The organism is Sulfurospirillum diekertiae, assembly GCF_002162315.1.
In the GTDB taxonomy this organism is placed as follows: domain Bacteria; phylum Campylobacterota; class Campylobacteria; order Campylobacterales; family Sulfurospirillaceae; genus Sulfurospirillum.
Map to the genome: position 1 here is coordinate 1,747,328 of NZ_CP021416.1, position 26,886 is coordinate 1,774,213.

23 protein-coding genes and 2 pseudogenes are annotated in these 26,886 nt (G+C 36.6%); 9 read left to right on the forward strand and 16 right to left on the reverse strand.

Going from position 1 to position 26,886, the window contains the following annotated elements:
- Positions 1–32 precede the first annotated feature (32 nt).
- From Sdiek1_RS08965 to Sdiek1_RS08975, 3 genes are read left to right on the forward strand one after another with little or no spacing between them, the layout of a single operon-like run.
- On the forward strand, positions 33–713 hold the full coding sequence (locus tag Sdiek1_RS08965; RefSeq protein WP_087438806.1) for a response regulator transcription factor: 681 nt from the start codon (positions 33–35) through the stop codon (positions 711–713).
- Positions 710–1,945 carry an ArsS family sensor histidine kinase gene (locus Sdiek1_RS08970; protein ID WP_087438807.1) on the forward strand — a complete coding sequence of 412 codons (1,236 nt, stop codon included), beginning with the start codon at positions 710–712 and terminating at the stop codon, positions 1,943–1,945. The genes Sdiek1_RS08965 and Sdiek1_RS08970 overlap by 4 nt, the downstream gene beginning before the upstream one ends.
- 47 nt (positions 1,946–1,992) lie before the next feature.
- Positions 1,993–2,394, forward strand: a complete 402-nt coding sequence (locus tag Sdiek1_RS08975) for a hypothetical protein (RefSeq protein WP_087438808.1) — start codon at positions 1,993–1,995, stop codon at positions 2,392–2,394.
- A gap of 28 nt (positions 2,395–2,422) precedes the next feature.
- On the opposite strand, the gene Sdiek1_RS08980 is transcribed toward Sdiek1_RS08975, so the two are convergent.
- Positions 2,423–3,625, reverse strand: coding sequence for an ABC transporter permease (locus tag Sdiek1_RS08980; RefSeq protein WP_087438809.1), 1,203 nt, complete (start codon positions 3,623–3,625; stop codon positions 2,423–2,425).
- A gap of 9 nt (positions 3,626–3,634) precedes the next feature.
- Positions 3,635–6,208, reverse strand: coding sequence for a preprotein translocase subunit SecA (gene secA / locus Sdiek1_RS08985; RefSeq protein WP_202819595.1), 2,574 nt, complete (start codon positions 6,206–6,208; stop codon positions 3,635–3,637).
- A gap of 264 nt (positions 6,209–6,472) precedes the next feature.
- Between secA and lolA the strand changes: the two genes are divergently transcribed.
- A complete protein-coding gene (lolA, locus tag Sdiek1_RS08990; RefSeq protein WP_238098905.1) occupies positions 6,473–6,856 on the forward strand; it encodes a LolA-like outer membrane lipoprotein chaperone in 384 nt (127 codons plus the stop codon).
- Between the two features lie 42 nt (positions 6,857–6,898).
- On the opposite strand, the gene Sdiek1_RS08995 is transcribed toward lolA, so the two are convergent.
- From Sdiek1_RS08995 to glmS, 12 genes and pseudogenes are all read right to left on the reverse strand, one after another.
- Positions 6,899–9,472 carry an EAL domain-containing protein gene (locus Sdiek1_RS08995; RefSeq protein WP_087438811.1) on the reverse strand — a complete coding sequence of 858 codons (2,574 nt, stop codon included), beginning with the start codon at positions 9,470–9,472 and terminating at the stop codon, positions 6,899–6,901.
- A 67-nt stretch (positions 9,473–9,539) separates the two neighbouring features.
- A complete protein-coding gene (nhaA, locus tag Sdiek1_RS09000) occupies positions 9,540–10,712 on the reverse strand; it encodes a Na+/H+ antiporter NhaA (protein ID WP_087438812.1) in 1,173 nt (390 codons plus the stop codon).
- A gap of 64 nt (positions 10,713–10,776) precedes the next feature.
- Positions 10,777–12,114 carry a tRNA uridine-5-carboxymethylaminomethyl(34) synthesis GTPase MnmE gene (mnmE, locus tag Sdiek1_RS09005; protein ID WP_087438813.1) on the reverse strand — a complete coding sequence of 446 codons (1,338 nt, stop codon included), beginning with the start codon at positions 12,112–12,114 and terminating at the stop codon, positions 10,777–10,779.
- Entirely contained in the window at positions 12,111–13,085 is a 975-nt protein-coding gene (locus Sdiek1_RS09010; RefSeq protein ID WP_192866736.1) for a Jag N-terminal domain-containing protein, read from the reverse strand. Before Sdiek1_RS09010 ends, mnmE begins: the two co-directional genes overlap by 4 nt.
- Positions 13,082–14,648 (reverse strand): annotated as a pseudogene (gene yidC, locus Sdiek1_RS09015) (membrane protein insertase YidC). Before yidC ends, Sdiek1_RS09010 begins: the two are co-directional and overlap by 4 nt.
- Positions 14,649–14,682: 34 nt before the next feature.
- Positions 14,683–15,021 (reverse strand): membrane protein insertion efficiency factor YidD, encoded by a 339-nt coding sequence (gene yidD / locus Sdiek1_RS09020; protein ID WP_087438814.1) that lies wholly within the window; start codon positions 15,019–15,021, stop codon positions 14,683–14,685.
- A complete protein-coding gene (gene rnpA / locus Sdiek1_RS09025; RefSeq protein ID WP_087438815.1) occupies positions 15,018–15,356 on the reverse strand; it encodes a ribonuclease P protein component in 339 nt (112 codons plus the stop codon). The genes yidD and rnpA overlap by 4 nt, the downstream gene beginning before the upstream one ends.
- Positions 15,344–15,478, reverse strand: a complete 135-nt coding sequence (rpmH, locus tag Sdiek1_RS09030; RefSeq protein ID WP_067176500.1) for a 50S ribosomal protein L34 — start codon at positions 15,476–15,478, stop codon at positions 15,344–15,346. Before rpmH ends, rnpA begins: the two co-directional genes overlap by 13 nt.
- A 102-nt stretch (positions 15,479–15,580) precedes the next feature.
- Complete coding sequence (locus Sdiek1_RS09035) at positions 15,581–17,155, reverse strand: AMP-binding protein (protein ID WP_087438816.1); 1,575 nt, start codon at positions 17,153–17,155, stop codon at positions 15,581–15,583.
- Position 17,156: 1 nt separating this feature from the next.
- Positions 17,157–18,350, reverse strand: coding sequence for a glutamate mutase L (locus Sdiek1_RS09040; protein WP_087438817.1), 1,194 nt, complete (start codon positions 18,348–18,350; stop codon positions 17,157–17,159).
- A complete protein-coding gene (locus Sdiek1_RS09045) occupies positions 18,347–19,711 on the reverse strand; it encodes a methylaspartate mutase (RefSeq protein WP_087438818.1) in 1,365 nt (454 codons plus the stop codon). The genes Sdiek1_RS09040 and Sdiek1_RS09045 overlap by 4 nt, the downstream gene beginning before the upstream one ends.
- Positions 19,708–20,112 carry a methylaspartate mutase subunit S gene (gene glmS, locus Sdiek1_RS09050; RefSeq protein ID WP_087438819.1) on the reverse strand — a complete coding sequence of 135 codons (405 nt, stop codon included), beginning with the start codon at positions 20,110–20,112 and terminating at the stop codon, positions 19,708–19,710. Before glmS ends, Sdiek1_RS09045 begins: the two co-directional genes overlap by 4 nt.
- An 85-nt stretch (positions 20,113–20,197) precedes the next feature.
- Here glmS and Sdiek1_RS09055 point away from each other — a divergent pair, with 85 nt between their 5' ends.
- Both Sdiek1_RS09055 and rraA read left to right on the forward strand, forming a co-directional pair.
- On the forward strand, positions 20,198–20,557 hold the full coding sequence (locus Sdiek1_RS09055) for a hypothetical protein (protein ID WP_087438820.1): 360 nt from the start codon (positions 20,198–20,200) through the stop codon (positions 20,555–20,557).
- Positions 20,558–20,570: 13 nt separating this feature from the next.
- Positions 20,571–21,050, forward strand: a complete 480-nt coding sequence (gene rraA / locus Sdiek1_RS09060) for a ribonuclease E activity regulator RraA (protein ID WP_087438821.1) — start codon at positions 20,571–20,573, stop codon at positions 21,048–21,050.
- Here the strand turns inward: rraA and Sdiek1_RS09065 are convergent.
- Positions 21,019–21,471 carry a hypothetical protein gene (locus Sdiek1_RS09065; RefSeq protein ID WP_087438822.1) on the reverse strand — a complete coding sequence of 151 codons (453 nt, stop codon included), beginning with the start codon at positions 21,469–21,471 and terminating at the stop codon, positions 21,019–21,021. The genes rraA and Sdiek1_RS09065 overlap by 32 nt on opposite strands.
- A 74-nt stretch (positions 21,472–21,545) precedes the next feature.
- Here Sdiek1_RS09065 and Sdiek1_RS09070 point away from each other — a divergent pair, with 74 nt between their 5' ends.
- Entirely contained in the window at positions 21,546–21,968 is a 423-nt protein-coding gene (locus tag Sdiek1_RS09070) for a hypothetical protein (RefSeq protein WP_087438823.1), read from the forward strand.
- A gap of 43 nt (positions 21,969–22,011) precedes the next feature.
- Here the strand turns inward: Sdiek1_RS09070 and Sdiek1_RS09075 are convergent, their stop codons facing one another.
- Complete coding sequence (locus tag Sdiek1_RS09075) at positions 22,012–24,585, reverse strand: ATP-dependent Clp protease ATP-binding subunit (RefSeq protein WP_087438824.1); 2,574 nt, start codon at positions 24,583–24,585, stop codon at positions 22,012–22,014.
- 235 nt (positions 24,586–24,820) lie between these two features.
- Here Sdiek1_RS09075 and Sdiek1_RS09080 point away from each other — a divergent pair.
- Positions 24,821–26,155: pseudogene (locus tag Sdiek1_RS09080) on the forward strand (S41 family peptidase).
- A 14-nt stretch (positions 26,156–26,169) separates the two neighbouring features.
- Positions 26,170–26,883, forward strand: coding sequence for a phosphoribosylaminoimidazolesuccinocarboxamide synthase (gene purC / locus Sdiek1_RS09085; protein ID WP_087438825.1), 714 nt, complete (start codon positions 26,170–26,172; stop codon positions 26,881–26,883).
- Positions 26,884–26,886 lie beyond the last annotated feature (3 nt).

Consider the following 26,886-nt stretch of genomic DNA (forward strand, 5'->3'; position numbering starts at 1 on the left):
TATAATATCCTTTACATGTAAGGAGTGGGTGTATGACACATATTTTGATGATTGAAGATGATTTGGAGCTTGCTGAAATTTTAATGGAGTATTTAGAACAATTTGATATCGCTATTACGATTGCAGATGATCCCTATTTAGGTCTTTCAACACTTGACACCAAAAAATTTGATCTTATTATCTTAGACCTTACCCTTCCAGGAATTGATGGACTTGAAGTATGCAAAGAGATTCGCAAACATCACACCATTCCTATTATTATTTCATCAGCACGGACAGATATTACAGATAAAGTCACGGCTCTTGAAAACGGGGCAGATGACTACTTACCAAAACCGTATAATCCAAGAGAGCTACAAGCACGTATTATGAGCTTATTACGTAGGCAAAAGGGAGTTGTTGCTACCGAACAAAGCATTCAAAAAATAAAAGATTTGATTTTAAATGAAGAACAAATGATTATCATCTTACAAGGGAAAACACTCCATTTGACAGCTGCAGAGTACGGTATACTTGGTTATTTGATGAAAAAAGAAGGCGGTGTTGTCTCACGTGAAGAACTTATCTACAATATTGAGGCTATTAGCGAAGAGACAACGAATAAAAGTATTGATGTGATTATTGGACGTATTCGTCAAAAACTTGGTGAAAACCCCAAAGAGCCCAAATACATTCATGCCGTCCGTGGCGTAGGATATAAGTTTTTACAATGACCAAATCTTCTATTTTTTACAGTATTACCTTTATTTTTGCTATCAGTATTGTGAGTATTTTCTTAGCGTTACTTTTTTTATTGGAATATGACAAACAAAGCTATACCGATAAGCTCAATGCAAAATATTCGATTATAGCGCGTGCAACACTCTTTCATCTCAATAACTTTATTACCAACGATGAACTGAAAAGACAGGTACAAGGGTACCAAATGCGTGAAATTACGGATAAAGAGACACAGACTCTCATCATTCAAAATGCACAAGTGATTCAAAAAATTTCTGATCGTATTGGTACCAGTGCTATTTTACGTTATGACAACAACCACTATCTACACATTGAAACAAAATACTCTTCACTCCTTCTCAAAGATGAAGATTTTCAGCCTTATCGTTATGATCTTATTAAAACAATTTTTGGCGTTGTTTTTGCCATTATTATTGTTGCTTATATTTTAACGATTCGTAAACTAAAACCTCTGCGTAAGCTTAAGCGCCAGATGGACCGTTTTGCAAAAGGAGATCTTGATATTAATTGTAAAACAGATGGCGAAGATGAAATTTCTCAGGTAGCAAATTCATTTCATAATGCGGTTGAACAAATCAATAAACTTAATCACTCAAGGCAGCTTTTTTTGCGTAACATTATGCATGAGCTCAAAACCCCTATTACTAAAGGTCGTATTAGTGCTGAAATGCTTGAGAATGGGAAGCAACGTGATCGTTTAATCGGTACATTTGAAAAGCTTGAACTGCTTATCAATGAGTTTGCATCGATTGAGCAGATTACTTCAGGTGAAGGTCTCAAAAACATCAAACCTTATCGCTTAGTTGATATGCTTGATGAAGCCATTGATCTTGCAATGATTAATCCAAAACAGATCGAAATTGATATGATTGATGATGAAATTATTTTACATGTAGACTTTAGACTTTTCACCACCGCTATGAAAAATGTGATTGACAATGGTATAAAATACTCCATCGATCAAAAAATAAGAATTATAGCAACTAAAGAAAAAATATCTTTCATCAGCCAAGGCAAACCTCTTACCTACGACCTGGAGCATTATCTTGAACCTTTTGTACAAGAAAAAAATTCACATCAAAGTTTTGGCTTAGGACTTTACATTGTACATCATATTGTCAAGGCACACCACATTAACTTTACCTATGAACACAAAGAAGGCTATAATTATTTTAATTTTGAACAAATCGAAACGCTTGCATAAATTTTAGAGTACAATTAAAATAAATTAGAATAATCAAAGGAGTTATCATGTCTGGAATTGCTTTTTCTAAAATCAATTTAACAAATCTTATTGACCATCATATAGCACTATTAGAACGCTTTGGTATTAAAGATGAAGTCCCTTTCTCCTTGATTTTCTTTTCACTTGAGGACCGTAAAGAGATTGATAGCTTAGAGATGTTCCAAAGAATTTTAAGAAGAACAGATGCTATCTTTAATCATAGCAATCATTATGTAGTTATGCTTACAGGAACCGACTGGAATGGTGCTACAGAGGTGCTTTCTGGTATTCAAAGCTTTTTAGATCAAAAACCGTATGATAATGTGGTTACCTACCCAGATGATGGAGTAGATGCTAAAACGCTTTTACATAAACTCAATAATATCGTTGAAGAGAATTGCAATATTACAACAGATTTATTTCAGTAGGCTTGAAAAGCCTACTGAACATCTAATTTTACTCGTTTCTTAACGTATCAAGCACATTAATTTGTGTTGCTTTATGCGCTGGATAATAGGAAGAAAGCGTTACGATAAAACTAGTTCCAATGACGATAAGTACAAAATCAAGCATCGAGAGATCTAATGGTAATTTCGCTGTTCCATAAACATCTGCTGGTAAAGAGATAATATCAAATGAACCTAATACGAAAAGTGCCACCCCCCCAAGTAAAATACCAAAAAGCATTCCTCCACCGCCAATCACAAGTCCTAGATAGAAAAAAGTATTTTTGATCTCTTTTTTATACGCACCCAAAGAGAGTAATAAAGCAATCTCTTTGCGCCTATTCATGACTGTCATTAAAAGCGAGCTAATAATATTTAAAGAAGCAATTAAAATAATAAGCATCAAAACAATAAATAAAGCCCTTTTTTCAAGCGCTAAAGCTGCAAAAAAGTTACCATTCATCTGCCACCAACCCACAATGCCTAAGTCATCAGGGAGAACTTTACGAATTTTTTCAATATCCACAAATGGTTCGCCCGAATAAATATGAATCCCATCAAACTGACCAACTTCATATTGCATAACTTGCGCTAATGAATCAAGGGTTGTGTACATATAAGCTTTATCGTACGCCATCAAGCCAGAACGAAAGGAACCTTGAAAATTGAAGCGTTTCATTTTAGGAATGAGGCTCATGCCACCAGGATCATTTTTGGTAAAGATGAGTGTCGCTTTTTCATCTTGTGCAAAAAGATGTGTTTTAGCAATTTCACTACCTGTAATCAAATCATATTTATCAAGCGTCTTCCCTTTAATAGCTTCAGCTACAATAGCATTAATTTTTGCTTCTTGATCGAAATTCACACCAAAGAGCATGCCACCTTCCAAACGATTACCTTTTTTGATAATCACTTGTGTCGAAATATAGGGGCTAAACTTGAGTTTTGGAAACTGTTCTTCCAGTGCATTGAGTTGAGTCTGATTGACAGGAGAAAAACTACGTGAATAGATAGAGAGAGGATAATTCATGGTAAAGAGTTTTTTTTCAAACTCTTTATCAAATCCATTCATAATCGCCATAGCAACCATAAGGACGGTCAATCCAATAGCTACCCCAAAAAAAGCCAAAAGCGAAATAACTGTAATAAAAGGTTGAGACTTGTCAAAACGTAAATACTTTTTGACAAGGTAAAAACTAAGATTTTTTTGCACGCTAGGCCCTTATGCTAAAAGCCCTTTTTTAGGACCACTCTTACCACAACATTGTTTATATTTTTTACCACTTCCACATGGGCATGGCTCATTGCGTGCTGCTTTTTTATCTTTTTCATCATCTTCTTCTGCATAAGGGCTTTGATGTTGAAGTGTAGCATTGGCATTTGCCTCTTCCATCCTTCGAATCATCTCATCCATAGCACGCTTTTCTTCTTCTTCTTTGTTATCACGAAGTTGAACAATATGCAATGTTCGAAAACATTCATATTTGATTTGTTCTACGAGCTCCATGAAAAGGTTATAACTCTCTTTTTTATACTCGGTCAAAGGATCTTTTTGGTTATACCCACGAAGACCAATACCTGTTTTTAAAATATCCATTTGGTATAAATGTGCTCGCCATGTATTATCAAGAACCTGAAGGTATAAAATACGTTCAATTTCTTTACGTTGAGTCTCATCAACGACAGACATTTTGGCATCAAAACTCTCTTGAAGTTCTTCAATAATCACATCTTTAAGTTTTGTAAACTCTAAATTTTGTAATTGTTGTACATCAAATGAAGCATTTAATTCATCTTGAAGAATAGATATAAGATGTTCAATGTTATACTCTGTCTCTGCAATACCTTCGTAAATCTCAGCTTTATAAAGTAAATTCGTCACAAAATCCACACGAATCTCTTTAATTCTTGTTTCAATATCGAAGTTAGGATTCAAAAGATCATTTCTAAAGTTATAAATTGCTTTACGTTGTTTATTAGCGACATCATCGTATTCCAAGAGGTGCTTACGAGATTCAAAGTGAAGTGCTTCTACTTTTTTCTGTGCATTTTCAACTGCACGAGTCACCATTTTTGATTCAATATGTTCACCCTCTTCAATTCCTAAACGCTCCATAATGGCTTTAATACGATCACTTCCAAAAATTCGCAAAAGGTTGTCTTCCAAACTTAAGTAAAAGCGGCTTTTTCCATTATCGCCTTGACGACCTGAACGTCCACGAAGCTGGTTATCGATACGTCTACTTTCATGGCGTTCTGTTCCAATGATATAAAGACCTCCAAGGGCTTTAATTTCATCTTCAAGCTTGATGTCAACACCACGACCTGCCATATTAGTTGCAATCGTTACAGCGCCTTTAACGCCTGCATCTTTGATAATTTGCGCCTCTTTTTCATGATTCTTCGCATTTAAAACAGAATGAGGAACTTTCTCTTTTTTAAGCAGCGAATGGAGTAACTCACTTTTTTCAATAGAAGCCGTACCCACAAGAACGGGTTGACCTTTTTCATGACACAGTTTGATATCTTTAATAACTGCTTCAAATTTCTCACGTTCCGTTTTATAGATAAGATCATTCATATCTTCTCTGCGCATTGGAACATTTGTAGGAATTGAGATTACATCAAGATTATAAATCTGTGCAAACTCCGTTGCCTCTGTTTGTGCAGTTCCCGTCATACCTGCGAGTTTATTGTAAAGTCTAAAATAATTTTGGAAAGTGATGTCTGCAAGTGTTTGAGACTCTTCTTTGATCATCACGCCTTCTTTAGCCTCTAAGGCTTGGTGCAACCCTTCGCTAAAACGTCTTCCTTCGCTTAAACGTCCCGTGAACTCATCAACAATAATAATTTCACCCTCACGCACAACATAGTCTACATCAGCAACAAATAGATAGCGTGCTTTAAGTGCTTGATCAAGATGATGAGATAGAACAGCATTATCAAGGCTATAAAGGTTATCGACACCAAAAAGTTTTTCAGCATTACTTATGCCATCTTCGGTCATTAAAACAGTTCTATTTTTTTCATCAACCGTAAAATCTGCTTCTTTAGTCAACTTTTGAGCAACACCATCTGCAATTTTATAGCCATCTAATGTCCGATTTGCAGGACCAGAAATAATTAAAGGCGTTCTTGCTTCATCAATAAGAATTGAGTCCACTTCATCAACAATAACAAAATTATGGGCACGTTGAACTTTTTCATCAACGGCATAACGCATATTGTCACGTAAATAATCAAATCCAAACTCATTGTTCGTTCCATACGTAATATCTGCATCGTATTGTGCTTTACGTTTAGCGTCATTGTCCAAATCATTGGTCACAATACCAACACTTAAACCCAAGAAGTTATAGATACGTGACATATCAGCGGCATCTCTTTTTGCAAGGTAATCATTGACCGTTACAACATGAACACCTTCGCCAGACATTGCATTTAAAACAACAGGAAGTGTTGCCACAAGCGTTTTACCTTCACCTGTTTTCATCTCTGCAATATTTCCACCATGAAGCACTAATCCACCTACCATTTGTACATCAAAATGACGCATACCCGTCGTTCGTTTACTTGCTTCTCTTGTAATAGCAAAGACATCATTTAAAATAGTCTCAAGTGTTTTTGTTCCTGATCGAACGTCTGCTTTAAAAGCATTAAAGGCATCTTTTAGGGCTTCATCGCTTAATTTTTCATACACTGGCTCTAAGGCATTGATATTTTTAACGCGTGCTTGAAGCTCTTTAACAACACGATCGTTTTTAGTGCCAAAAATTTTACGAACAATATTACTCAATAGCATCTGATTCCACCTCTATTTTCATTACTTTTTTACTATTAACTTTTCTTAAAACTTGGGATTTTATCATACTTTTACTATCTATTTGATAAAACTCCATATCTTATTATCTTTACGAGGAGTAATTTATGCGATTTTTTTGGATGTTTCTCTGTTTGACAACACTCCTTTTTGCCAAGATTGACCACTTTAAAACCATTCAAAGTGATTTCACTCAAAAAAGTGACCAACGATCAAAATAAAACAATTGTCTATGAGGGGATGTTTTACGCTACAAACGATAAAAAGGCACTTTGGATTTACGAAAAACCTGTGGCTAAAAAAATTTACTTTAACAATACACATGTTTTGATTATTGAACCTGAATTAGAACAAGCGATTATTACAACACTGGACAATACTCCCAATATTGCACAATTACTGCAAGATGCTAAAGAGATTGCTCCGAATAAATATGTAACAAAATTTATGGACACAACGTATACAATCTTTGCACATAAAGATAGTATTGACAAGGTTGTTTATCGTGACAAATTGGATAATGCTGTTGAAATTAGTTTTTCAAACCAGACAACAAACCTTTTTTTAGATGAAGAACTGTTCCGTGCTGAAATCCCTAGAGGATATGATGTCGTACGCGAATAATTTTTTTAAAGATAAGCGATTTAAATCTTTACATGTAAAGATTTAAATCGCATCAAAAGCTGCTGGTTTTCCAAAGAAATAACCTTGAAAATAGTGACATTCCATCTCTTTGAGCAATTCAAATTGTTCTTTTGTTTCCACGCCCTCCGCAATCACTTCCATATTGAAACTTTTACCAATAGAGATAATGGTCTCAACAATCAAAGCATCACTTCTATTGAGGATAAAATCTCGTACAAAAGATTGATCAATTTTTAATTCGTCAACATTCAAATGCTTCAAATACTGCAAACTAGAATATCCTGTTCCAAAATCGTCAACGGACAAAGAGACACCTAACATTTTTAACTCACGAATCTTCGCCAATGCTTTAGCACTATCTCGAATCAAAAGACTTTCTGTTAGTTCTAAACAGATTAACGATGGATTGATCTGAGTTGAGGCTAATGTCTTTTGAACAGTTTCTACAAAATCTTCACGCTCAAACTGTTTTGTACTCACATTAATCGAAACACGCCATGTAGATTTTTCAACATCGTTTTGCCAATATTTCACTTGCGCCATAGCCTCTTTTAAAACCCAATCGCCTAAAGGAATAATCAAACCAGATTCTTCACATAAAGGAATAAACTGCATAGGCGAAATCAACTCACCATTGGTTGCCTTCAGACGTATCAGAGCTTCAACTCCTGTTACATTAGCATTAGCATCAACTTGCGGTTGGTAAAATAAAACAAACTGTTCAGAATCAATTGCATCTCTAAGCTGCTGTAGCATAGAAGATTTTTCTTCCATTATTTTTTGGATATGCGGATCAAAAAAACGAATGGTATTACGGCCATCCGACTTTGCCGTATACATTGCACTATCAGCATGGCTTAATAATGTCGCGGCATCCTCATCTCCATCAAAAAGACTAATACCAATGCTCACAGTAATATAACAAAGATAGGCATCAATCAAAAAAGGTTCTTTCGTTGCAAGTAGAATTTGCATTGCAGAATGTTCTGCTATTTTGGCAGCTTCTTCGATACTATTTGTAAGATTTGGCAATAAAAGGGCAAATTCATCACCCCCAAATCTAGCAACAATATCGTGCTCTTTTGTAAAGTTTTCAAGGCGGCGTGCCATCATTATCAACAATTTATCGCCAGCCGTATGCCCTTTGAGATCGTTAATGGATTTAAAATTATCTAGATCCATAAAGAGTAATGCTCCATAAGTATTTTTATGTTTATTGGCATTAATACAAAGTTTAATTTGTTCTGTTAGTAAGATTTTATTGGCAAGATTCGTTAAAGAATCATAATATGAAAGTTTTAAGATATTCTCTTTTTGCAAAAATGAATTAATAGCAAAACCGATATCTCCCGCCAACTCTTCGATCATCGCGCGTTCTTCAATACTAAAACCCTCTGGCATAGTTGTACAAATACTCATAACACCTAATGATTTTGGTGCAAACTTGTCACTTTGCAGTACCGTAATATAGGCTTCACTTACATTGTAGCGCAATATTGTTAGTTGGCAATTGTGAGGTAAATTTTCACTTGTAGGAGTAAGAATACGAAATCCTCCCTGTGTAAAAACCTCTTTTTCTATCGGATTGATATCGTGTTCTTCATCAAAACCAAAAGATTCTTTTACATGTAAAGCTCCATTTTCATAGAGTGAAATCTTTACATGGGCAAAAGATGTATTTGCAAAAAGACATTTCGCTGTTTCAGATAATAACGCTTCTAATGTTTGAGTCGTAATTAAAATTTGATTACTATCAGCAACCGTACGAAGAACTGCGTAAAGGTGCTTTTGTTGCGCATATGATTTCTCTAGCTCTATGCTCTTTTGAGTAAGCATTTTAGTCCGCTGTAACACTAATGTTTCAAGTTCTTTTTTCTGTTCAACATCGCGCTTGGTCAACTCTCGAATTGCCATATACATCAAAACCAATAAACCAATCACTACCATTGAGCTAAATATAGTTTCTTTCCAAAAAAGTCCTACGACATCATCAAATAAAGTCTTTTTAGGAATTTTAATGCTGGTTAAACCTCGTACTTCACCTAATTTATAGCCATATGCATTATTGTAACGTTTTGCAATATAAGGTAAAACTTCATTTTTTTCTCCGTGGCAAGCTAAACAATATGCCTGTATACGCAAAGGAGAAGCAAAAAAGAAAAACTCTTTTCCCCCCTCATTCACCAGTTTAATTGTCTCATTTTTATCAGGGTTTTGGTTGAAATATGTAATTGCCTTCATCTCAAGATCATCGGCTTTATTTACAGGATTACGTGGACGATCAGAAACATTGTGAATCGTAATGCCTTGTGTAGAACGCTTCAAAAACTCATCACTAATATGGGTTGAAGCATGCGCGGGAAGGAAACCTATCGTGGAGTCATTAAGATCAATACCGCTCTCTAAAAATTGCTGATGATAGACTAAACGCATTGCCATAAAATAGTCATGAAGTGTTTTGGCTTTAGAATAGGCGCGAATTTTTGCTAAATCTTCGGCTTGCTGATATAAATAAGTGATAACAAAAGCATTGGCACATAAAACCAAAAGAGCCACAATCCAAAAAAGACGTTTAGTTAGGTTAAGTTGTCTCACTTTGCGGCTCCTTTTTTAATATTCAGAGTCAGTAAAAGATTGTAATCAATTATAACTTAGATTGGTGTTATAAAGATTTGGGAATACTTTTTAAAAATAAATATCCAACAAGTCCAGAGAGAAAAGAGCCCAATAAAATCGCTAATTTATCAGCATAATGAAACAAATCAGTATCATTATAGGCTAACGTATTGACAAAAAGACTCATGGTAAAACCAATACCTGTAAGAATTGCAATACCATAAAGCTGTTTAAAACTGCTGCCACTTGGCAAAGAAGCTAATCCACATTTAATTGCCAATACACTTAAACCAAAAACACCTAACTGCTTACCTAAAAAAAGACCGAGCATAATACCTAAGGAAACATCTGAAAAAAGTGCACCTAGTGACACATCTTTAAGATCAACACCTGCGTTTACAAAAGCAAACAGTGGAAGAATAATAAAGGCAACCCAAGAGTGAAGACCATGTTCCATCTCCTTGAGCATTGAAAAACGTTTACCCTCTTTAGTGTGAGAATAAAGAGGAATACAAAAGGCGAGTAAAACACCTGCAATGGTCGCATGAACACCAGATTTTAATACACTCACCCACAGAATAATCCCAATTAAGATATAAGCAGCTTTTTTGACAACGCGTAGATAATTCATCGTTGTTAATATAATAATAGCACATAAAGCTACAATAATGGATACTAATGATAAATCACTGGTATAAAATAACGCAATGATAACAATAGCCCCAAGATCATCAATAATAGCCAGAGCCATTAAAAAGATCTTTAAAGAAGTAGGAATACGAGAGCCTAAAAGTGAAAGAATCCCTAATGCAAAAGCAATATCCGTAGCGGTAGGAATAGCCCAACCTTTCATAGAAAAAGAATCTGCATGATTAAAAAAAGTAAAAAGAAGAGCAGGCATGATCATACCGCCAAGAGCTGCAATAGCTGGTAATGCTATTTGACGCCTAGAAGAGAGCTCGCCTTCAAGAACTTCTCGTTTAATTTCAAGCCCAACAAGAAAAAAGAAAATAGCCATCAATCCATCATTGACCCATAGTAATAATGGTTTAACAATACCAAAAGAACCTATACTTATTTGAACAGGTGTATGAAGAAAATGAGTGTAAAAATCTGTTAAAAAGCTATTTTGACACAAAAGAGCGAGGAGTGTTACGATGATTAAGATAACTCCAGAAGAAGACTCTTTTTTAATGAACTCTTCTATCGTTGTAAACATAAAATCCCCTTTCTGATAGTATTTTTATACTAACATATTGAGGTAAATAGTTTATAAATAATGTTTACTTGCCAAGGCAAAAACTGCTAAACATCTTTTCCAAAATCTCATCACGTTCAAAGGCAGTTGTGATCGATGATATACTATGAATGGCTTCATTGATATGAAAAGCAAAGAGCTCAAGCTCCCCTTCTCCCAGTAGTTTATAAGAGTTTAGAACATTTTCATAGGCTTTTTTAACAGCTTCAATTTGGCGTGCAGACGTAAGCATTATGCTGTCATCGGTTGTTGTTTGATCTAAAAGTATTTCGAGTTTTTGAGTAAGCTTATAGCTGTCACTTTGACATGAAAGCGCTATGAAATCTGGTCCTAAATGTTGAGTCTCAAAGTGATTTGGCAAATCAATTTTATTGAGAACCATTAAAATTTGTTTTGACTCTGCATAATTTTGAAGTAATGCTAGTATCTCTTTATCTTCGTTATCACATGGCATACTGTTATCAAATAGAGCAATGACAATCTCAGATTCTTCAATAGCCGCGATAGAACGCTCAATTCCTATTTTTTCAATCACATCATGCGCTTGTCTGATGCCTGCAGTATCTACAATACGCACTAAATGTGTGCCAATGCGCAGTTCTTCTTCAATCGTATCACGTGTTGTCCCAGCGATGTCGCTAATGATGGCACGATCATAACTAAGAAGAGTATTTAGCAGTGAACTTTTGCCGACATTGGGTTTACCTACGATAGCGATCTTAAAGCCTTGCATCAGTCCTTGCCGGCGTTTACTACTCTCATAGGTTTTTAAAAGCTCTTTAGCAAGTATATCTAACTTCACTCTGATATTTTCGATCATATTCAGAGGCAAATCTTCTTCGGCATAGTCAATATTCACTTCAACAAAAGCAAGAATTTCAATCAATAATTCTCTGACATGTAAAACAAAATCTCGAAGTTCACCTTTGAGTTGGCGAGTAAGCATTTTAGCAGCATCCACACTTTTTGTCTCAATAAGCGCAGCAATAGCTTCTGCTTCAGAGAGGTCAATTCTGCCATTTAAAAAAGCGCGTTTGGAGAATTCACCCGGATTGGCAAGTCGTGCACCATGATGGATAAGCGCTTCTAAAACAATCCCTGCAACAACACTACCACCATGGCATTGAAATTCAACCACATCTTCAGCAGTAAAGCTGTGAGGTGCTTTAAAATAAATCACAATGGCTTGGTCAATAGCATCACCCAAATAATCGTGCAAAAATGTTAGTGTGGCAAGGCGTGGATCAAAGGTTTTTTTGTGAGAAAGTTTTTGAGCCAACGCAAGGGCATTGGGACCACTGACACGAACAATCGCGATGGAACCAATCCCTGCACTTGTGGCAATAGCAGCAATAGTATCTATGCGGTTTTCCTATTGAAATCATTGACAACAATAAATTTTCCGCCATCTTTTCCTGATTTAATACCGACATATTTTTCAGGGAACTGAGCACGAAGTGCTTCAAGGGCAATTTTGATAAGAACACCATCTAAAATTTTTGTTTGTCCTTTACCACTGTTTCGAATACGCTCAATAACTGGGGCAAGGTATTTATCAATCATCTCTTCTTGGTTCTTCAAAAATTCTGCAATTTCAAGACGAATATTCAGTCCATATTTAAGATTGATCCAGTTATAGAGCAAATATGAAAGTGCTTTATAACGATACCCTTCTTTACCGATGAGCAACGCTGCATCTTCACCACTAAATTCAATCAAAATTGTATCATCACTGTATTTTGAAATAATAGGACTTTCAAGTGTAAAACAACTGTACTTGAAGAGATTTTTAATCTGCATACGAACTTCATCAATTACATCATTAATTTCTCGTTTTTCATGATGAAAGTTTTGGTCAATTGCAGTAGAAACGATAGTATGTCTTGGCTCTTTAACAGACGTTTTGACAACTTCGACTTTAGGCTCAAGAGTAGGAGCTGTTGTCTCTTTTGATGGAACAACAATAGCAGTTTCTGATTCAATTTTTTTCTCACCAGCCTCACTTCGTGGAAACTCTTTTTTGCCTTTATTGCGTCTATTTTTGTTACGCCTATTACGGTCTCTTCTCTCATCATTAAAAGATGAATCAGCTTCGTTATTGCTACTACTCTCTTCATTACGGTGAGGAACAAATTCTTTGCGATCGCGTTCTTCTCTCACAGGTTTAGTGCCTTTACGTTGCACTTCAATAATGGCACTTTTTTTAAAAAGCCCAAGAAATCCACTTGAACCATTTTGAACAATATTAATATCTAAATCTACGACCGAACAAGACAACTCACTCGCGGCTTTGGAGTAAGCTTCTTGGAGTGTTGCTGCTTCTACTTTGATCATTTCTCGACCTTTTGCTCTTCATGTTTTTTTGCGAAAAGTTTATTGACATAAAACTGTTGTACGATAGATGCTACGTTGTTGGTAAACCAGTAAAGTGTTAAACCTGCAGGGAAAGTTACAAAGAAAAAAGTAAAGATAAGTGGTAAAAACTTCATAATTTTCTCTTGCATTGGATCGGTAAAGGTTGTTGGCGTAATACGTTGATGTAAGAACATCGTGATACCCATTGCCACCGGCAAAATAAAATAAGGATCTTTAATCGCTAGATCTTGCACCCAAAAAATCCATGGTGCACCTTTAAGCTCAATTGCATTTTGAAGAACACGATATACGGCGAAGAAAACAGGAATTTGCAAGACAATTGGCAAACATCCACCCATTGGATTCGCACCGTTTTTCTTGTAAAGTTCCATCATATGCGTATTAAGCTTCTGCTTATCATCCGCGTATTTTTTCTGCAACTCTTTTACTTTTGGTGCAAGCTCTTTAAGCTTGTTCATCGAAACCATACCTTTGTATGTCAAAGGATAAAGCACTAAACGAACGGTGATGGTCATAGCAACAATCGCCCAACCCCAGTTACCAAAAATACCATGCAAGAAAGCAAGAAGTGCAAACAGTGGTTTAGAAATAAACGTAAAGAAACCATATTCAATCACATCTGTAAGCTCAGGACTAATCGCTTTGAGTTTTACATGCTCTTTAGGTCCAATGTAACCACTCAGTTTAAAATCTTCTTCACCTTTAACGAATAAAAGTGGATTTTTATTTTGACCAACAGAAACAACGCTCTCTAAACCTTTACCCAGCTCATAAAAAAATGTGGTGTAGTATTTATCCGCCCCAGCTACAATTTTTGCATTTGCGAAGTGATCATCATTTTTAGCATCGCCATCTGCGATCGTTTTAATACTACCATCAGATTTTTTAATTAACGCACCATGAAAGGTGTAACTATCAACCGCTATACTAGGTCTAACACCGGGAGAAAGAAAATATTCTTTAGGCGTTGAAAGCTTTACATGTAAATCATATTTACCTGAAGGAAAGAAGGTAATGGTTTTGGTGACAACAACATTGCTGAGAGTCTGCGTTAAAACAACGCTACTACCATTTTCACTGACATCAATTTTATCTTTGTCAGCGCTGTAAGACATAACAAAAGCATCTTCATTGATGGCTTTATCACTAAATCGAATTTCAAGGGGTAAAAGAGATTGAGAAGCATCGATAAGCTGAAAACGCTCACCCTTGTCATCTTTATATTTGGCCTCTTCAAGATAAAACTTTGCAATTCTGCCAAGTCTGTCGATCTGAACTTCGTAGCCAGCCGCTTTAATTGTTGTAATAATTTCACCTACATTGGATGAACTCTTAGGAGTTCCAGCAACATCTACACTACTCACAGACTTTACGTCAGCAGGTGCACTAGTGGTTGATGATGGCGTTGCATTTTGTTCAAGTGTTGTGGTTTCAGTAAGCGGAGGATTTTTGGGGATAAAAAAAATGATCATACAGAGCAAAAAATAAAAATGATAATACAGTGGCAATAATAATGCGCATCTGCGGAGTGAGTTTATCTGTCACGAGATTCCCTTTATTTCGTTGTTTTAAAAGATTTTACCACGTAAAAACTTTGCATATCTTTTGGTACAAACCAAAAAGTGATACGATGAGTGCATGGTTGTTTGAGAGAAAGAGGAAGAGGAGATACAAATTTTTTAGTCACGACTGGATAGTCGATTCCTCCAGCAAAAAGCTGATTGCATCTCAAAATGCGTATAAAACTGTAAAAGATAGCTTTTAAAAAACTATTGTGTAGAAGCTGCTCTTTGGCATATTGCGAACATGTCGGATAATACCTACAACTTCCATAGCCAATCAGTGTAAAAAACTTCTGATAAAGCTTTATCAACAACAATGCTAAAGACTTCATTCTTTAACACAGTTTAATTTTTTCAAAGACCATATAATCCCTTTTTTCAAAGCATCATACGATATGTGATTAATCTTCTCTTTTGCTACAAAAACATACACGCCATCATGTAAAGTGTGTTGAATTTCTAAAAATATAGCCCTAAATCGTCTTTTGGCTAAATTTCGCTTGATAGCATTACCGACTTTTTTACTTGCCGTAAAGCCAACTCTTTTTGTTGTATCGTTATTGTAAAAGACTAAGGCACCTTCATAATGCCATTTTTTTGCATGGTTATAAACGTATGAATACTCTCTCGTCGCCTTGAGAGTTTCATAATCTTTTAAGCGGCCAATCTGCTTCTACCTTTAGCACGACGTGCTGCAATAACTTTACGTCCACCCTTAGTTTTCATTCTAAGTCTGAAACCATGTGTACGCTTTTTAGGGGTACTATGTGGCTGATACGTTCTTTTCATCAAAATTTCCTTTAATAAAAAATAATTTAAGGTACGGATTTTACCTTAGCTTTACTTAAAATTGCATGAGCTTCGATTAAGCATCGCTTTACATGTAAGCCTTTAGTGCAACTCCATAACCATTTTTTTCAAAGATTCCTTGTCAATTTTAGCTTCACTTAGACTGGTTTGTGGAAGCTTTTCTTTATAGACAACAATGGAAGGAATCATGTGATTTGGGAGATGTTTTTTAAGCTCAAATAAAATCTCATTTTTAGACATTTCACGTGATGCACTGTAGACCATCACAATCTCTTCTTCTGTTTTTTCATTTTCGATGGAAAAAACAGCACATTGGCTGATTTGAGGCAATTTATCGTGAACAACGCTCTCAATTTCATACGGACTGATTCTAAAACCACTGACTTTAATCATATCATCCTTGCGTGAAACAAAGTAGAGATAGCCCTCTTCATCTCTATACACAAAATCGCCACTTGCGACGACAATTTCATCGGTCAGATCACCTTCTAAATTGACCACCTTGTCTAAGATTGCAATGCTTTTATACCGTTTTTGCGTATCTTCTTTTGATTTCCAATAGCCTTTGTAAATGTAGCCACCACGATGGATCAATTCACCAATTTCACGTGGTTGACACTCAAAACCTTGCTCATTGATAACATGAATCTCCACACCAGGAATTGGCTTTCCAATGGAATTAGGACGGATTTTAAGTTGTGCTGGGTCAAGGTACGTTGAGCGAAAGGCTTCGGTAAGACCATGCATCGAATAAAACTTAGCATTAGGGTAACGCTCTTCAATATCCGCAATCATTTTAGGGGTAATTTTTCCACCTGAAGAGGTCACAATACGCACATTACCCAAAAGCTTTGCATTGGGAATTCGCTTAGGATCACTTTCAAACATCTGCGTAATATGCGGAGGCATGATTGGTAAAACCGTTACATGATCATTGATAAGGTGATTAAAAAAATCTGCTGGAAGCGCTAAGGAGTGTAGCGCCAACGTTGCATGGTTGTAAATGGAGCAAAAAAGCTGATTAAGGCCGTAATCCAAAATAAAAGGCAATGTTCCAGAAAGGACATCACTCTCTTTAAGTTCAAGATAATTTGAAGCAACTCTGGCACTATCGATGAGATTGCGGTGCGTGATAACAATACCACGAGGGAAACCCGTCAGTCCAAAGCTATAGGTGATCGCCGCATTTTTATAGTCGCCAATATTACATGTAAAAATATCACTGCAGCATTTATAGATCTCTTCAAAGGAGACAATATTACGCTCACTCGCTTCATAAGTGATAATTTTACCTTGAAAATTAATCTCATCAATGCTTTTAATCTTTGATTTATCGGTAATAATACAAGTAATACTGCAATCATTGATAATATGTTCTACTTGCTCAGGTTTCAATAGACGTGAAATAGGAACAAAAATATGCTCTGTTGAGAGAAGTGCTAAAATCGCAATAATTTGCTCGCTACTTTTGTGTGAATAAATACCGATACGTGAACCACTTGGAAGTGCAAGCTCACTCAAGTAACGTGCTATTTGATTGACCTTACGAAACAGATCAGCATAGGTTAATTTTTTAGCACCATCAATGATAGCCACTTTATCAGGGCATGTTACAGCAGCTTTTTCAATGAGTGCACGAATACAATTAATAGACATATTAACTCCTTATATCAGTATTGTTTTCCATTCCTAACGTCCAGATTGCATAATTATAATCCATGACGATATTGGGAATAGCATGTAAATTCATTACTTTTTTATAGAAAAACTGCATAATAGTCTCGACCTCTTCATAGGAGAGCACTTTGGTGATACCTCCCGTTAAAACAATCGTTTTTAGAAGTTCTAACTGCAGTGTTATATACAAAGGATGCAGTCTTGAAACTTTGTAAAGTACCAAAAAAATGGAGAGTTGCATCAAAATACGTAAAGCCTTCTCACTCTCCTCTTCCAAGATATTCTCTGTCACATTCAGATACGCTAACAACTCATACACAAATTCATTGTTTTTCGCTGCAAAAATAAGCGTTTCGCGTGACTTAAAGACACCCAATTTTTTAAAAACCAAACGATCATAACCACTTTCACTCACAATGTTATCGCGCACTAAATCGCGACTGTAATGGATATCTGTCGTAGCACCTCCAATATCCACCACAATGAAGGGATTGACCACTTCAAAATTTGCATCAATGAATGGTAAAGAGCGATTGACAATGTACGGCGTTGAATAGATTTGATTCGCCGTAATTTCATAGAGATGTTTGATATCTTCTTTACCCACAATGTCCGCTTGATAAAGGTTTGTCAAGTACTCTTTCAGCTCACCACCGTTTACATGTAATTTATCAGTGATGATATTTCCAAGCACTTTAAGCTCGGGAATTTGTTCGCTTAGCAATGACGCATCTTGTTTAGTGCCCACATAGACAATATTGCTATACTGCACGTTTTGGAGGTAATCAAATAGTTTTTTATCAAACACGTTGCCAATACCATCAATTCCACCGACAATAATAACCACATCAATGAGTTCACTAGGTGACTTACTCTCTTCAATTTTACTGTACAAAATCGTATCGATGATGTTAATGCCTGAATTAAACGCTATATTTTTGGCAAACTTCAAACTAAAAGAATTAGTCAACCCAATAATCAGCGTACTTAACCCACCATTCGCCGAAGAACAGATAAAAATATCCTCTTTTTGATAGTTTGCAAAGATATTGCCGCACTTGGTGATCAAATCATCATAAATATCTTTCTTAAAATCCCTAAAATATTGGCTGATACCACTTTCTTGGCAGACTTTAAAGTAGGTACTTCCTACATCAATGAGAAGTTTACTCATAGCATTGCCCCTATATCATGGATAATTTTATTGATGACTTCGGTTTTGCTCTCAGGCAGATTGACCTTTGATTTTTCATACGCAAAACAGCGATCAGGTAGTGGAAGTTTGCCTTTTTCAATAATGCGAATATTGCCAGACTCATCACGAATCGTTATGACTTCATTGTGATTGATAATGTGCGGTGAAAAAGGGACATCAATCAAACCATTTTTAATCGTATTGAACACTTTGCGCCACAACGTATCGGCAGGGTCGTTAAAAACCGCGTCCATGATAGCTCGCACTTCCAGTTCCAAATTCTCTTCTTCTTCTGCGTCATGTACGACGGGCAGTCCTTTAAGCGTGCGAAGCGTGTATTTGGTATTGGCAACCGATTGGGCGTTGCACTGCATAGTGGGAATGCCAAAAGCTTCATCACGGGTTTTGATGATGATTTTATCGGCTCGTACCATCGCTGCGATGACCGTATTGGTGTTGATGAGTGAGTCAGAGAGGTTTTTATCACGTGGAAATGCACCCATCCATTGATGATAGACAAGGTTGATGATAGCATCACTTCCACCAAACATATCGGCATATTCACGTGCCAGTTTTTTCAAAACATGCGACGTAACAATATCTTGCATCATTGAGCCATTTTGGGAAAAACTGACTGAAAAAGATTTCACACCTTCTTCGATGGAGAGAAGCATCTCAATAAGCTGAATGACGATGACGATACACGGCGGAACGAGTGTTGCGGTCAACGGTCCAAAGGATTCGCGGTTGATGGGCTCATTGAGCGTTGAGTACAATGCGCATACTTTATCAACGTATTTCCAGTATAAAAAGGCTTTATCAAGAGGGAAATTTTTGGAATACGGGAGCATATAGGTAATCGGACCACCTTCGATTTCAAAAATGCCTGAAGCGAGTGCCGTTTCCACCAAAAGCCTCGCATCGGGTGTCCCGTGGCGAAGGCTGACAGGTTTATTAAAATGTGTCATCATTTTACGTGTAGTACGATAGCCGTGATTGACTAGCGGATAACCGTTGAGCATATCCATCTCGTTTTCTTCCGAAAGAGTGAGCATCTTTTGTGCCATCGCGTAGTCATTAAGACGTGTGTTACTATCGATGGTAAGAGGCAAAACATCGATGTCTGCTTTCATAAACTCTTCATAGAGTTCAAACATCTTTTTATAGGTCGGGAAACCGCCACGAGGTTGAACTAAAAGACGATCGCGCTTTTTAAAATGATGCGAGATAAACATCTCTTTATTGGCATTGCGAATAAAATCTTCAATCTCATCAAAATCAAAACTATCAGCATACTCGTTGCGGGTGATGACATCACGCTCTTTTTGGAGTAAACTCATGCTCGCTCCTTTACAAAACGCTCAATTTCATCAAGTCCCGTATTGAGATCAATTTGATGAAAGACAAGGTCAAACCCATACGATTTATATTTGGGAATAATGTCGCTTTGCGCCGCTTCACCCACCGCTAAATTGCCACCGATCACAAAAATAACTTCTTTGAGATCATACTCAGAGCGCAAAAATTGCAAGTCACGACACCACCCCTCCGCTTCGCCATTAAGGGAAGAGATCAGTAGAATATCTGCATCTGTTTCAACAACAGCGTCAATAAACTCTTCCAAAGAGGTATTGACCCCTAGGTTAAACACCTCAAAACCTCTCGCTTGCAATGATATATCGATGAGTCTGTTTGCGACCACATGGATGTCATTACCCACTACACCTGTAACTACTTTCATGGACTGACCTAAAAATTTAATAATGTTGCATTCTATCTTAACCTTTGTAAAGGTATAATTAACACAAATTTTCTAAAGTGAGTCCATGTCAAAAAAAGCCTTTTTGTTTCTTATTCTTCTCGTTATGAGCTTACAGAGCTTGTTAGTTGCCTGTGGTGGAAGTTGTTTGGAGTGTCATTCTAAGCTTAGACCTTACATCAATGACCAAAATCATGCCATTTTAAATGAATGCATCACCTGTCACAATCAGCCATCAAAAAATGGTCAATGCGGCAGAGATTGTTTTGATTGCCATTCACAAGAGAAAGTCTATGCTCAAAAAGATGTGAATGCCCATCAAGAGCTCAAAACCTGTGGAACATGTCATAAGGGAAAGGTGGATTTTACCACGCCTAAACAATCGATTATTTCCAATCAACAAAATTTAATACACCTATTTAAATAAAGAAGGAGTCACTATGAAATTTTACACGGCAGATCTTTGCGATAAATTTCCAGAATACACCCAAGTGCTTGAACCTATTATGAAATCGTACGGTGGTGCTAAGCGTATGATGGGGCAAATTGTTACGGTCAAACTTTCAGGCAGTAACAAAACACTCATTGAGCTACTTAAAAGCGAAGGTTATGGCCAAATTGCTGTGGTAGATGTTGATGCAAACTATACCGCCGTTGTTGGGGACAACCTCATGAAATTTGCTTATGAAAATAATTGGGCTGGAATTGTGATCAACGGTTATGTACGTGATACTAAAAATACCAAAGAGATTGACGTAGGACTTTTTGCCCTCGGAACCTGTCCCAAAAAGACGATGGAAGTATGTGAGGGATTTTTACATGTAACGGTAAATTTTGGAGGAATTAGCTTTAACGAAGGCGATTATCTTTATGCAGATCGTGATGGTATTATTGTGAGTTCTCTGCCTTTGGAGATGTAACCAAACATTTTTGCATTATCTTTTTCCACTCCACATCAAAGTGTTTGTTTATGTAAGCTTTGGTGTGAGGGACACTGCATGCTGAACAATCTAAATGGCTCACATTTTCATATACAAACACCCCACTTTTTTTGGAATGAATTGAACATTGACTTTTACATGTAATGTTTTTTTCGACACTCAATCCTTCATCATTAAAGCGAAAATTCGGACAAGCACATAAATAACAATTGAGTTCTTTAAGAGGATGACATTTTTGTTTGGTAGCATACAAAAGGCAAAAATCAGGTTCTTTTTCAACCATATTATCGAAAAGAAAATAATCAATCATCATCTCTTTTGTATACTTTTGTGCACCCAATTTTTGAACAATGCGATGATGTTTGTTAGCATGTGTTTCAAACCACTCTAAATAACTCATAAAATTTGCATTTCCTTTCAAAAAGTGGCATCTAACTTAATGATTTTATTGTAAAATTCCGACAAAGGAATGATATGAAAAGATTATTGATTATTTTAGCACTTATTTCGAGACTCATTGCCGAAGATTCAAGCGACTTAGATGAAATAAAAGAAGAAGATATCCCAAAAATTCTTTCCATTATCAAAGATGGCACGAAAGAACATCTGCCTATGATGTTAGATGATTACACAACCCTCGTAGACATTGTCAGTGTCAACAATGCCATTGAATACCGAAACCGCATCAATTCCGCTAATGAACACGTCAAAACAATTCTGAAAGCCGATAAAGGCACACTCATTAAAACAACCTTTGACAACAATAAAAGTTATTTATGTAGCGATTATGAAACACGCTCATTGCTCAAAAAAGGGGCTGTTTTTATCTATGTTTTTTACGATATGAATAACGCAGAACTGTTTAAATTTTCGATTCAAGAAAAAGATTGTCAATAACTTCTTACATGTAAAAAGATTTACATGTAAGAAGTGTTGAATTTTAGTGTTGTTTGATAACGATTTCACCATTTTTTGCATCAATGACGATGCTTTCGCCCTCGTGCAACTTCTCTTCCAAAATCAGTTCCGCCAGTTTATCTTCCACAAGTTCATACAGAGCACGTTTAAGTGGACGTGCACCATACACAGGATCAAACCCTGCTTCTGCTATCAAAGCTTTTGCCGCAACGGTAAGTTCTGCTTTAATCTCTTTGGCAGCCAGTTTGGTTTCAATGTCTTTGAACATAATAGTTACGATCTCACGTAATCCATCTTCGGTTAAAGGATTGAAGATAATAATGTCATCCAAACGGTTCAAAAATTCAGGTTTGAAATGTGCACGTAACTCTTTCATGACCTCTTCGGTACGTTTTTCACCCTCATACGCCATAATTTTATCGCTAGCGATGTTCGACGTTAGTATGATAATCGTGTTTTTAAAATCAACCGTAATACCTTTGTTGTCCGTCAAACGCCCTTCATCCAATACTTGAAGTAAGATATTAAAGACATCAGGATGCGCTTTTTCGATCTCATCAAACAGTACAACACTGTACGGTTTTCTACGTACCGCTTCGGTAAGTTGTCCGCCTTCATCATACCCAACATAGCCTGGAGGTGCACCGACCAAACGACTGACCGAGTGTTTTTCCATGTATTCGCTCATATCAAAACGAATGAGCGCTTTGGTGGTATCAAACAAGAAGTTTGCCAGCGCCTTAGCACTTTGCGTTTTACCCACACCCGTTGGTCCTAAAAAGAGGAAGCTACCGATGGGTTTATTTTGCTCACTAAGCCCTGCTTTATTGCGCTTAATAGCGCGCCCAATCGCATGAATGGCTGCATCTTGCCCTACAACCTCTTTTTTAAGATGCTCTTCAACCGCTAAAACCTTAGCTTTTTCGCCTTGAAGCATTTTGTTCACCGGAATACCCGTCCATTTGCTCACAATGGTTGCGATCATCTCTTCATCCACACTGTTTTTCAACAATGTCCCGTTCTCTACCATCTTTTCCCATCTGGCTTTAAGCTCCTCTTCTTGTTTGAGAAGCTCCGGCAATTTACCATACTCAATTTCAGCAGCTTTGTTAAAATCACTGTTCTTTTTAGCATTTTCTGCCTCACGACGCAATGCTTCGGATTTTGTTTTAATGGAAGCAATGTCATTAAAGACACTTTTTTCCGTTTCAAATTGAATTTCAAGCGAACTACGTTTCTCTTTGGCATCACCTAGCTCTTTTTCGATCATACCGATGCGCTCTTCATTTTTCTTGTTTTTTTCCATTAAAAGCGCTTCTTTTTCAACCATCAACGTACTCATCAGACGTTTAATACGACTGAGCTCCGTTGGCTCACTCTCAATTTGCATTTTAAGTTCGGCCGCTGCTTCATCGATAAGGTCAATCGCTTTATCAGGTAAATAACGATCACTAATGTAACGAGAACTAAGCTTTGCAGCTGCCACTAACGCAGAATCCATAATCGTGACATGATGGTGCGCTTCCAAGCTCTCTTTGATGCCTCTTAAAATTTGCAATGCCTCATTGATACTAGGTTCATTGACCGTAACAGGTTGAAAACGACGTTGTAAAGCCACATCTTTTTCAAAATATTTGCGGTACTCTTTCAGCGTTGTTGCCCCAATCGTATGAAGTTCTCCACGTGCTAGAGCTGGCTTTAAAATGTTTGCCGCATCCATACTGCCTTCACTCGCACCCGCACCTACAATGGTATGAATTTCATCAATAAAGAGAATGATATTGCCACTTTTCTTCACTTCATCAATAACAGCTTTGAGCCTGTCTTCAAACTCACCACGGTATTTTGCACCTGCGATCAGTGCACTCATATCTAAAGCAATCACGCTTTTATTTTGAAGGCTTAAAGGCACATCATTGTGAGAAATTTTAAGCGCCAAACCTTCAGCGATCGCTGTTTTACCTGTTCCTGGTTCCCCAATTAAAATCGGGTTGTTTTTAGTTTTACGAATTAAAATCTGCATCATACGATGGATCTCTTCATCCCGTCCGATGACAGGATTGAGTTTCCCCTCAGCAGCAAGTTTCGTTAAATTAATACCATATTTATCAAGCGATTCAAGATTTTCATCACTACTTTGCTTATCAATTTTCTTGCCACCACGCAGCGCTTCAAGGTTTTTCTTAAACTGTAAAAGATCAAGGTATTTACCTAAAATCTTTTTGAGGGGATCACTGTCGATATTCACAAGTAACCATGTATCCACGGAAAGATAGCTGTCGCCTTTTTGTTTCATTAAACCTTCGGCTTTTTGTAATGTTTCAACAAGACTACGAGAAACTGAGATACTTTCTTTTGTTACATGGGATGCTGTGGGAAGTTTTTGAACTTCGCTCTTTACTTCAAGCTCTATAGCACTCTTATCAATATTCATTTTATTGAAAACCTGATTGAGAATAGAAGCTGAATTCGTAATGAGCCCCCATGTTACATGTAAAGGGGTTGCTTCAGAATTTTTTGAATGCAGTGCAAGGCTAATAGCGCTCTCAATTGCTTCTCGCATTTGATTGGTTAATTGATCAAAAAGTGAGTCCATTAAGTGCCTCCTAAGGTGTTATAGTATTTTTATAATTTTACAACTTTAGTCTATTGATGTCAAGTTTATTTAGTAGCATGGTATTACTTTTATTCAACGAATACTATATTTCAAAGCCTAAAACTACTTAAAATATTTACAATTGCATCCGTGCATTCATACAAAATTTAGGGAAACTCCACTATAATCTTCATCACAAATAATATGCATATCATGCTAGGAGCATACACACGCTATGAAACACTTACCATTTGCTACCGTTGGCTTTTTTGCCACGTTTTTTGGGTATTGCCACCCTGTTTTCTTCAACTCTCTTTGCGGCTGACAATGCTGAAGGCGAAAAAAAGTCGTCTTGCCTCTTTAGCAAAGTTTACACGCGTTGTAGCGACAATTGAAAAATATTATGTTGATGACATCAAAATTGATGACATCATTAAAAAGTCTATTGAAGGACTTTTAACAAACCTCGATGCTCACTCTTCTTACCTCGATGAAAAACATTTTAAAGACCTTAAAATCCAAACCGATGGTGAATTTGGTGGACTTGGAATTACCGTTGGTCAAAAAGATGGTGCACTAACCGTTATTGCACCAATGGAAGGCACACCAGCTGATAAAGCGGGCGTTAAAGCAGGCGACATCATCCTTAAAATCAATAAACAAGCAACTCTAAATATGACGATTGATGAGGCCGTCAATATTATGCGCGGTAAACCTGGTACGGGTATTGAGCTTACATTAGTGCGAGAAGGTGAGAGCAAACCTCTTACTATCGCTATTGTGCGTGATATTATCAAAATCGAATCAGTCTATTCTAAAACAATTGAAAATGAAAATATTCTCTATGTACGTGTTGTAAACTTTGACAAAAACATTGTAGGTGACGTACAAGAAGCCTTGAATAAAAACAAAAACACTAAAGGTATTATTCTTGATCTTAGAAACAATCCTGGTGGACTTTTAAATCAAGCAGTCGGTCTTGTGGATCTTTTTGTTGATGAAGGGATTATTGTTTCTCAAAAAGGTCGTGTTGAATCAGAAAATGCAGAGTATCGCGCTACTAAAGCGGGTAGCAATACAAAAACTCCTCTTGTCGTTCTCGTCAACGGCGGTAGTGCCAGTGCGAGTGAAATTGTAAGTGGATCCCTTCAAGATCATAAACGTGCCATCATCATTGGTGAAAAAACTTTTGGTAAAGGAAGTGTTCAAGCGGTTCTTCCTGTCGTTGATAATGAAGCAATTCGTTTAACCATTGCCCGTTACTACCTTCCAAGTGGTCGCACAATCCAAGCAGAAGGTGTTATTCCTGATATTACTGTTTATCCTGGTGATGTGCCGCATAAAAGTAATGAACAATCCCTTAAAGAGAAAGATCTTAAAAAACATTTAGAGAGTGAACTTAAAAAAGTAGATGATAATAAAACGGCAGAGACAAAAGAGAAACCAAAAACCAAAACAAAAGATCAAACGAAAGCAGATAAAGAGATCGTAAGTCAAGAAAATCTTTTCAAAGACCTACAACTAAAAAAGTGCTGTTGATACGATCAAAGTACTTTCTATTAAAAAATAATTGAGGAGCAACCCGTGAACAAAGGTGAAATGTTATACGAAGGTAAAGGTAAAAAACTTTTTTTAACAGATGATGAGAATCTTTTAATTTCAGAGTTTAAAGATGATTTGACAGCATTTAATGCAGAAAAAAGAGGCAATGAAGCAGGAAAAGGCGCACTAAATTGTAAAATTAGTACACAACTATTTCACCTTCTTGAAAAACACAGTATTAAAACACATTTGGTCAAAACACTTAATGATACAGAGCAACTGATTAAAAGAGTTAAAATTATTCCTATTGAAGTCGTTGTTAGAAATATAGCAACAGGCTCTTTGGCAAAACGTCTTGCGATTAAAGATGGTACGGTTCTTCCTTTTACACTCGTAGAATTTTATTATAAAGATGATGCTCTTGGTGACCCTATCATCAATGATGAGCACTGCTTACTTCTTAATTTGGTTAAAAGTGAATCAGACCTTGAAGAACTTAAACGTCTTGGTCGCGAAATCAACTCTATTATGAAAAGCTTTTTTGCTGAGCGTAAACTCAAACTCGTTGACTTTAAAGTTGAATTTGGTGTTGATAAAGACGGTAATATCCTTCTTTCTGATGAAATTAGCCCTGATAGCTGCCGTTTTTGGGATATGGATACTAATGAAAAACTTGATAAAGACAGATTTAGACAAGGGATAGGTGATGTAAAAGTTGCTTACGAAGAGGTCTTAAAACGTATCTTGTCGCACTAAAAT